Below are 8604 nucleotides of genomic sequence, written 5' to 3' on the forward strand. Positions count from 1 at the left end.
ACGAGCGCGCAAGCGCGACAAGACAGCAACCCCCATCGGGGCCCAGGCGGGCCAAGGCCGGATGGAGGGCGCGCGTAGCGCGGGGACCGCCGCACCGCCGGCCGGAGCCGGAGGGCGGGACGACGGCGGCCCCCGCGAGGGACGCGGACCGGGTCAGGGCCGGGCACCGCGTCCAGGGCGTCGGTGGAGGTCCGGGAGCCGCTCCGGAAGTCCTGACGCCGACACCCCCTACGGTGCCGGACCCGTGTTAAGCGGGTGCTGCGCGAACGTGTCGCGTTCGTACCACTTCCGCGAAGTTCCCCCGCCCGAAGCCCGGTTACGGACTAGCGACCCGCCTGCGGGGCCCCGCCCTGCTGCTCCGCGAGGAACGCCAGCAGGTCCTGACGGCTCACCACCCCGGTCGGCTTGCCCTCGACGAGGACGATCGCCGCGTCCGCGCCGCCGAGCACGGACATCAGGTCGGCGACGGGCTCCCCGGATCCGACCTGCGGCAGCGGGTCGGACATGTGCTTCTCCAGCGGGTCGCCGAGCGAGGCCCGCTGGGTGAACAGCGCGTCGAGCAGTTCCCGTTCCACGACGGACCCGATGACCTCGGCGGCCATCACGTCCGGGTGTCCGGCCCCGGGCTTGACGATCGGCATCTGCGAGACGCCGTACTCACGAAGGACCTCGATGGCCTCGCCGACCGTCTCCTCGGGGTGCATGTGGACGAGCGAGGGCAGTTCCCCGCCCTCCTTGCGGCGCAGCACGTCACCGACGCGCGGCTGGTCGCCGGCCTCCTCCAGGAAGCCGTAGTCGTTCATCCACTCGTCGCTGAAGATCTTGCTCATGTAGCCGCGGCCGCTGTCGGGGAGCAGGACGACCACCACGTCGTCCGGGCCGAGGCCCTCCGCGACCCGCAGCGCCGCGACGACCGCCATGCCGCAGGAGCCGCCGACGAGCAGCCCCTCCTCCTTGGCCAGGCGCCGGGTCATCTGGAACGAGTCCTTGTCGGACACGGCGACGATGTCGTCGGTGATGTTCCGGTCGTAGGCCGTCGGCCAGAAGTCCTCACCGACGCCCTCGACGAGGTAGGGCCGCCCGGAACCGCCGGAGTACACGGACCCCTCGGGGTCGGCCCCGACGACCTTGACCCGGCCCTCGGAGACCTCCTTCAGATAGCCGCCGGTGCCGGAGATCGTGCCGCCGGTGCCGATGCCGGTCACGAAGTGGGTGATCTTCCCCTCCGTCTGCTCCCACAGCTCGGGGCCGGTGGAGTGATAGTGCGAGAGGGGATTGTTGGGGTTGGAGTACTGGTCCGGCTTCCACGCGTCGGGGATCTCCCGTACGAGGCGGTCGGAGACGTTGTAGTACGAGTCCGGGTGCTCGGGGTCGACGGCGGTCGGGCAGACGACCACCTCGGCACCGTACGCGCGCAGCACGTTGATCTTGTCCGTGCTGACCTTGTCCGGGCACACGAAGACGCACTTGTAGCCCTTCTGCTGGGCCACGATCGCGAGACCCACGCCCGTGTTGCCGCTCGTCGGCTCCACGATCGTGCCGCCGGGGCGCAGCTCACCGCTCGCCTCCGCCGCCTCGATCATGCGCAGCGCGATGCGGTCCTTCACGGAGCCGCCGGGGTTGAAGTACTCGACCTTGGCAAGGACCGTGGCCTTCAGGCCCTTGGTCACGTTGTTGAGCCGCACCAGCGGGGTGTTGCCGACGAGGCTGATCATCGAGTCGTGGAAATGCACCGTTGTCTCCGTCTTTCCGGGGTGTCCGGGCCGCAGCGCCTTGGATGTCTTGGATGTCCCGCGAAGGGACGCCGTACGAGGTATATGGGTGCCGTCAGACTACGGCGCCATCTCGCCGGTTCACCTCCCGTTGCGATTGGACGGCCTGCTTGACGGGGCAATGAGTGGGTGTACGGGGCGTACGGCCGGGTGTGCGGCGGTTGTGCGGCTCGGGCCGTTTTTACCGGCACGACTTTGCTGAGGTGACCACGGGGTGTCGAGGGCGAGGGTGGCGCGGCGGATCGCCGCGGGTGCGGCGTACGGCGGCGGAGGCATCGGGCTGCTCGGCGCGGCCACGGTCGGGCTCGTCCTCGCCGAGGTGCAGCTGGCCAAGCGGTCGGTGGGCAATGGCGGGTACGGGGCGCCGCCGCGGGCGCACGGGCGGTACGGGGCGGCGTTCGCCGAGCGCTCCGACGGGCGCGAGCCGCTGCGGTTCGCCGTGCTCGGCGACTCCACGGCGGCGGGACAGGGCGTGCGGCGGGCCCAGCAGACCCCGGCGGCGCTGCTCGCGTCCGGCCTGGCGGCGGTCGCGGAGCGGCCGGTGGACGTGCGGGTGGTGGCGCAGCCGGGGGCGCAGTCGGACGACCTGGAGCGACAGGTCTCGCTGGTCCTGTCGGACGAGACAGGCTGGGTGCCCGATGTGTGCGTGGTGATGATCGGGGCGAACGACGTCACGCACCGGATGCCGCCGACGCGGTCGGTGCGGCTGCTGTCCACGGCGGTACGCAGACTGCGCACCGCCGGGGCGGAGGTGGTCGTGGGCACCTGTCCCGACCTCGGCACCATCGAGCCCGTCTACCAGCCGCTGCGGTGGCTGGCCCGCCGGGTCTCGCGGCAGCTGGCCGCCGCGCAGACGATCGGCGTCGTGGAACAGGGGGGCCGGACGGTGTCGCTCGGGGACCTCCTCGGCCCCGAGTTCGCGGCGAACCCGCGCGAGCTGTTCGGTCCCGACAACTACCACCCCTCGGCGGAGGGGTACGCGACCGCCGCGATGGCGGTGCTGCCCACGCTGTGCGCGGCGCTGGGGCTGTGGCCGGAGGAGGAGCGGCCGGACGTCTCCCGCCGCGAGGGTTTCCTGCCCGTGGCCCGGGCGGCGGCCCAGGCGGCCTCCGAGGGCGGCACGGAGGTCACTGGCGCTATGCCCACGGGCCCCCGTGGCCCCTGGGCCCTCCTCAAGCGCAGGCGCCGCCGCCGCATCCAGACACCGGCGCCGTCGCCGATTCCCTAGCGGGGCTCCGAAACCGGGGGCTCTGCCCCCGGACCCCCGCTCCTCAAACGCCCTGGTTACGGGAAGGGGCGGGATTGGGGAAAGCCCCACAGGGCCCACCCTCTGAGCGCTCGCTTAGAAATGCGGCCCGCGTCACAGCCCTCACCCCGTGACCGACGGCATTACGTGCAGGTAACTTCCCAGTGAGCCCTGCCCTGTTAGGGGCGCCCCCGCCAGTAGGAGCCCGTGATGCCCGAAGCCGTGATCGTCTCCGCCGCCCGCTCCCCCATCGGCCGCGCCGGCAAGGGCTCCCTCAAGGAGCTGCGCCCGGACGACCTGACCGCCACGATCATCCAGGCCGCCCTGGCCAAGGTGCCCGCGCTCGACCCGAAGGACATCGACGACCTGATGCTGGGCTGCGGTCTGCCCGGCGGCGAGCAGGGCCACAACCTCGGCCGGATCGTGGCCGTGCAGATGGGGATGGACCACCTCCCGGGCTGCACGATCACCCGCTACTGCTCCTCGTCGCTGCAGACGTCCCGCATGGCCCTGCACGCCATCAAGGCGGGCGAGGGCGACGTCTTCATCTCGGCCGGCGTCGAGATGGTGTCGCGGTTCGCGAAGGGGTCGAGCGACGGCCTCCCGGACACCCACAACCCCCTCTTCGCCGACGCCGAGGCCCGCACCGCGGCCCGCGCCCAGGAGACCGGCACCGACTGGCACGACCCGCGCGAGGACGGCCTCGTCCCGGACGCGTACATCGCGATGGGCCAGACCGCCGAGAACCTCGCCCGCCTCAAGGGCGTCACCCGCCAGGACATGGACGAGTTCGGCGTCCGGTCCCAGAACCTCGCCGAGGAAGCCCTCAAGAACGGCTTCTGGGAGCGCGAGATCACGCCCGTCACGACCCCCGACGGCACCGTCGTCAGCAAGGACGACGGGCCGCGCGCGGGCGTCACGCTGGAGGGCGTGGCCGGCCTCAAGCCCGTGTTCCGCCCCGACGGCCTGGTCACCGCGGGCAACTGCTGTCCGCTGAACGACGGCGCCGCCGCGCTCGTGATCATGAGCGACACCAAGGCCCGCGAGCTCGGCCTGACCCCGCTCGCCCGCATCGTGTCCACCGGCGTCACCGGCCTCTCTCCCGAGATCATGGGCCTCGGCCCGGTGGAGGCCAGCAAGCAGGCGCTGCGGCGTGCCGGGCTCACGATCGGCGACATCGACCTGGTCGAGATCAACGAGGCGTTCGCCGCCCAGGTGATCCCCTCCTACCGCGACCTGGACATCCCCCTCGACAAGCTGAACATCAACGGCGGCGCGATCGCCGTCGGCCACCCCTTCGGCATGACCGGCGCCCGCATCACCGGCACGCTGATCAACAGCCTCCAGTTCCACGACAAGCAGTTCGGCCTGGAGACCATGTGCGTCGGCGGCGGCCAGGGCATGGCGATGGTCATCGAGCGCCTGAGCTGACACCGTCGGCACCCTGAGTGGCCGCCCGTCTCACAGGCCGGGACACGGCGGCCGCTTCCGCCCCTCCACGCATTCGTGACCCAATCTCCCCCAGGATGTGACCAATCTCCTGGGGGAGGTACATGTGCCCAGGTCAGCATGGATCCACGGATAAACACCGGGGCGAAAGTCCTGTCCATTTCGTGACGTAATGCACTGACAGCAGGATGGTGCAGGCTTCAAGCTGATGTAGGAAGTCGGGGGTCGACTTGAAACCGGGAGTACGTCAGTGAGCGCCATGCATCTTGCCTTGCTGCTCTCCGCGGCCGCTGCCACGGCCGTGGGTACCGCCGCCCTGCGCTCCGTGCGGGGCCTGCGGCAGCAGATCACCGAGCTGCGCACCGAGCTGGCCGAGAGCCGCGGCGCGGCGGGCGAGCGCGCCTCCGTGCCCGCCGCCCGCAGCGCGGTGGACACCGAGGAGATACGCGCGGCGGTCGCCGAGGCCCTCGCCGAGGAGCGCGAGCGCGAGCTGGCCGAGGCGCGCGCGTTCTGGGCCGCCCAGGAGGCGCGGGACATCGCGGACACCCCCTCGCTCCTGAGCGGGCTGCCCGAGAACATCGCGGACGAGCTGTTCCTGCCGCGCCAGGCCGACCTGGCGGGCCTGGAGTCCGAGAGCCTGGAGCCGGTCGTGGAGCCCTTCGCCGACCCGGCCGCCGCGGCGGACGAGTTCGCCGCCGACTCCCCCGAGCTGGCCGCGGCCCGCCGCCGCCACCCCTCGCACCCCGACTTCGTCCCGGTCCAGTCCCCGGCGAACGGCGACCACGAGCGCACGGTGGCCTGCCTGGAGGAGCTGGCCGACGCCCGCACGGCGCTCGCCGACGTCCGCCCGGGCCCGCTCGGCACCCTGGACGTCTACGTCTTCACGGACGGCACGACGCTCTGCATGACCCCGGGCCACCGCGAGACCGCGGAGCTGCTCGCCGCCGCCCTGCGCGACGGCCGGGCCCCGGTCCTGCTCGGCGGCTCCGGCGTCTCGGGGGCGTACGCCCTGACGTTCGCGTGCGGTACGGAGAACGTCTACATCCTTGCGGACCGCGTCATCGCGTCGGTCTGACCCGCGGCGGCGCCGGCGCCCGCACCCGACGGCCGCCCGCCGCTCACACTCCGGCCCGGCCCACCGACTCCTCCACCAGGCGCACCGCGTCCGCGAGTTCGCTCTCGTCGCGGAGCACGAGGGCCAGGTCCCGCCCCGCGACGGTGACCTGGTCGGCGGCCGCGAACATGCCGGCGTCCGGCATCACCCGGGGCTCGTCGAGGGGCGACTCCCGCACCTGCGCGCGCACCGCCAACTCCCGGGCCAGGTCCAGCGCTTCGGCCGCCGCCCCGCGCTGCAGACGGGACTGCGGAGCGGCCCGCAGCCGGTCCGCGAAACGGTCAACTGCCGTGATCAAAGGCGTCGTATCGAGCACTGTGCGACCCTACGCGCCCAGCCGGGACTGTTGCCAATATCGGAACGCTCAGGCACGGTGGCGTGAAGGACGGACCACATCGAACGCGTCCGGAGGCGCCGATGTCCCAAGTCTTCTCCGAGGAGACCCACCGCAATCTGCTCGCCCGTATCCCCCACTGCACAGGTCGTGAAGTCTCCGACTGGCTCCGCACCGTCGACGAGGGCCCCTCTCTCTTCCGCTTCGAGGAGAAGGTGAGCTGGCTCCGCGGCGAACACAACCTCGCGTACGGCCACGCCAAGGCGATCATCCACGAGTACGACCTCCGCCGCGCCGCACGCAAGTATTTCTGACCCCGACCCCCGTTTCCCCCGGCAGACAACGGCGAAGGGCCCGCGGAATCTCTTCCGCGGGCCCTTCGGCCGGTCTGTTCCGTTCTGCGGGCCGTCAGTCGTGGCCGCGCAGGATTCAGTCGTTGCCCTGCAGGATGGCGATCAGCCGCAGGAACTCCATGTAGATCCACACCAGCGTCATCGTGAGGCCGAAGGCGGCGAGCCATGCCTCCTCGCGCGGGGCGCCGTACGCGATGCCGTCCTCGACCTGCTTGAAGTCCAGGGCCAGGAAGCAGGCACCGAGCAGGATGCCGATGATGCCGAACATGATGCCCAGGCCGCCGCTGCGGAAGCCGAGGCCGTCACCGCCGCCGAACACCGCGAACAGCAGGTTCACGGCCATCAGCAGGATGAAGCCGAGCGCGGCCGCCATCACGAAGCCGTAGAAACGGCGGTTGACGCGGATCCAGCCGGCCTTGTACGCCACCAGGACGCCGAGGAAGACGGCCATCGTGCCGAGCACGGCCTGCATGGCCGCGCCGCTCGCGATGCGGTTGTCGACGACGCTGGAGACGACGCCGAGGAAGACGCCCTCCAGGGCGGCGTACGTGAGGATGAGCGGCGGCGAAGCCTTGCGCTTGAACGCCTGCACGAAGCCCAGGACCATCGCGACGAGACCGGCGCCGATCGCGATGCCGTACGACTTGCTGATGTTGGCGTCGTCCACGGGCAGCAGCGCCCAGGCGAGCGCGGCCGTGACGACGAGGACACCGAGCGTGGTGGCCGTGCGCATGACGACGTCGTCCATCGTCATGCGGCCGGTGGTCACCGGGGCCTGGGGCGGGGCGCCCTGGAGGCCCTGCTGGGCGTACGGATTGTTGGCGTACGGGTTGGTGGGGGCCTGCTGGCCCGCGCCCGCGTACGGATTGGCCTGCGTCCCTACGGCGGCGGCTCCCCCGGCCCCCGGCTGCGCGTTGAAGCCCGCATAGCCGTTGTCGCGGCTGAACCCCCGTCGCGAGAAGACCGGGTTACTGCTCCTCATCTCACTCCTCCATGGCCACCGTGCGTGGCTTTGGGTTCAAGAGTAATGCGTAGGCAAAAGGAAGTGCCTAGTGCTTGGGGAGGATCTTTCCCTCTCTGTGACGGGAGAACGCTCGGCATGGAGTCCCGTGTTCCCGGAGCGCGGCAGGTCAGTCGACGGAAAGGCCCGTGTACGCCTCGGCCAGGTCGGCCTCGGCCGAGCGGGTGGTGGCGATCCGGTCGAGCCGGGCGAGCTGGAGGCGGTCGTCGAAGGGGGTCGCGTCGGGGTGGCGGTGCAGCATGGCCGTCATCGCGTACGAGAACCGCTCGGCCTGCCAGACGCGGCGCAGGCAGGTGGCGGAGTACGCGTCGAGGCCCGCGGGGTCGCCCGTGGCGTGGTGGGCGACGAGGGCGCGCGCGAGGGTGACGACGTCGCCGACGGCCAGGTTGAGGCCCTTGGCGCCGGTGGGCGGCACTATGTGGGCGGCGTCACCGGCGAGGAAGAGGCGGCCGTGCCGCATGGGCTCGTGGACGTAGGAGCGCATCGGCGTGACGGACGCGGCCGTGATCGGGCCGCGCTTCAGCCGCCACCCGTCGTCCGTCTCGGTGCGGCGCTCCAGCTCGTCCCAGACGTCCGTCTCGCTCCACTCGGCGGCGTCGGTGTGCTCCGGGACCTGGAGGTAGAGGCGGGAGACGGTCGGGGACCGCTGGCTCAGCAGGGCGAAGCCGCGGTCGTGGCGGGCGTACACCAGCTCGTCGTGGGAGGGCGGCACGTCGGCGAGCACGCCGAGCCAGGCGAAGGGGTACGTACGTTCGTACGTCCGGGAGAGCGCGGGCGGCACCGCCTTGCGGGACACGCCCCAGAAGCCGTCGCACCCGGCGACGTACGCGCACTCGATCACCCGCTCACGGCCCTGGTGGCGGTAGCGCACGCGCGGGCGCTGCGTCCCTGTTTCCTCCACGGCCAGCGCCTCGGCCCCGAAGAGCAGCGGGCCGCCCGTGCGCAGGCGCAGGGCGATGAGGTCCTTGCACACCTCGGTCTGGGCGTAGACGAGGACCGAGCGGCCGCCGGTGAGCGAGGGGAAGTCGACGCGGTGCCTGCGGCGGTCGTAGCGCAGCTCGATGCCGGTGTGCGGGAGCCCCTCGCGGTCCATGCGGTCGCCCGCCCCGGCCGCGCGCAGCGCGTCCGCCGTGCCCTGCTCCAGGATCCCGGCGCGCTGCCGCCGCTCCACGTAGGCGCGGTCGCGGCTCTCCAGGACGACGGAGTCGACGCCCGCGACGTCGAGCAGCCGAGCCAGTAACAGGCCCGCGGGGCCCGCACCGATGATCGCGACGGTAGTACGCATCACGGGAGTGTATTTCCCACCCGCCCGCCC

General features: G+C 71.9%; 8 protein-coding genes. 4 read left to right on the top strand and 4 right to left on the bottom strand.

The window, feature by feature from the left end:
* Nucleotides 1-323 precede the first annotated feature (323 nt).
* Complete coding sequence (locus STRAU_RS25835; RefSeq protein WP_016643347.1) at nucleotides 324-1733, bottom strand: cystathionine beta-synthase; 1410 nt, start codon at nucleotides 1731-1733, stop codon at nucleotides 324-326.
* 253 nt (nucleotides 1734-1986) lie between these two features.
* Between STRAU_RS25835 and STRAU_RS25840 the strand changes: the two genes are divergently transcribed.
* From STRAU_RS25840 to STRAU_RS25850, 3 genes are all read left to right on the top strand, one after another.
* Nucleotides 1987-3000 (top strand): SGNH/GDSL hydrolase family protein, encoded by a 1014-nt coding sequence (locus STRAU_RS25840; protein WP_259299979.1) that lies wholly within the window; start codon nucleotides 1987-1989, stop codon nucleotides 2998-3000.
* Nucleotides 3001-3228: 228 nt separating this feature from the next.
* Nucleotides 3229-4449, top strand: coding sequence for an acetyl-CoA C-acetyltransferase (locus STRAU_RS25845; protein WP_037661905.1), 1221 nt, complete (start codon nucleotides 3229-3231; stop codon nucleotides 4447-4449).
* Between the two features lie 268 nt (nucleotides 4450-4717).
* Nucleotides 4718-5542, top strand: a complete 825-nt coding sequence (locus STRAU_RS25850; protein ID WP_016643350.1) for a hypothetical protein — start codon at nucleotides 4718-4720, stop codon at nucleotides 5540-5542.
* A 43-nt stretch (nucleotides 5543-5585) separates the two neighbouring features.
* Here STRAU_RS25850 and STRAU_RS25855 read toward each other — a convergent pair whose 3' ends face one another.
* Entirely contained in the window at nucleotides 5586-5897 is a 312-nt protein-coding gene (locus STRAU_RS25855) for a hypothetical protein (RefSeq protein WP_037661907.1), read from the bottom strand.
* Between the two features lie 101 nt (nucleotides 5898-5998).
* Between STRAU_RS25855 and STRAU_RS25860 the strand changes: the two genes are divergently transcribed.
* Complete coding sequence (locus tag STRAU_RS25860) at nucleotides 5999-6229, top strand: DUF4287 domain-containing protein (protein ID WP_016643352.1); 231 nt, start codon at nucleotides 5999-6001, stop codon at nucleotides 6227-6229.
* Nucleotides 6230-6344: 115 nt separating this feature from the next.
* On the opposite strand, the gene STRAU_RS25865 is transcribed toward STRAU_RS25860, so the two are convergent.
* On the bottom strand, nucleotides 6345-7250 hold the full coding sequence (locus STRAU_RS25865; protein ID WP_016643353.1) for a Bax inhibitor-1/YccA family protein: 906 nt from the start codon (nucleotides 7248-7250) through the stop codon (nucleotides 6345-6347).
* A 148-nt stretch (nucleotides 7251-7398) separates the two neighbouring features.
* Nucleotides 7399-8574 carry a 4-hydroxybenzoate 3-monooxygenase gene (locus STRAU_RS25870; RefSeq protein ID WP_037661908.1) on the bottom strand — a complete coding sequence of 392 codons (1176 nt, stop codon included), beginning with the start codon at nucleotides 8572-8574 and terminating at the stop codon, nucleotides 7399-7401.
* Between the last annotated feature and the right edge of the window lie 30 nt (nucleotides 8575-8604).

The organism is Streptomyces aurantiacus JA 4570 (assembly GCF_000414115.1).
GTDB classification, from domain to species: Bacteria; Actinomycetota; Actinomycetes; order Streptomycetales; family Streptomycetaceae; genus Streptomyces; species Streptomyces aurantiacus_A.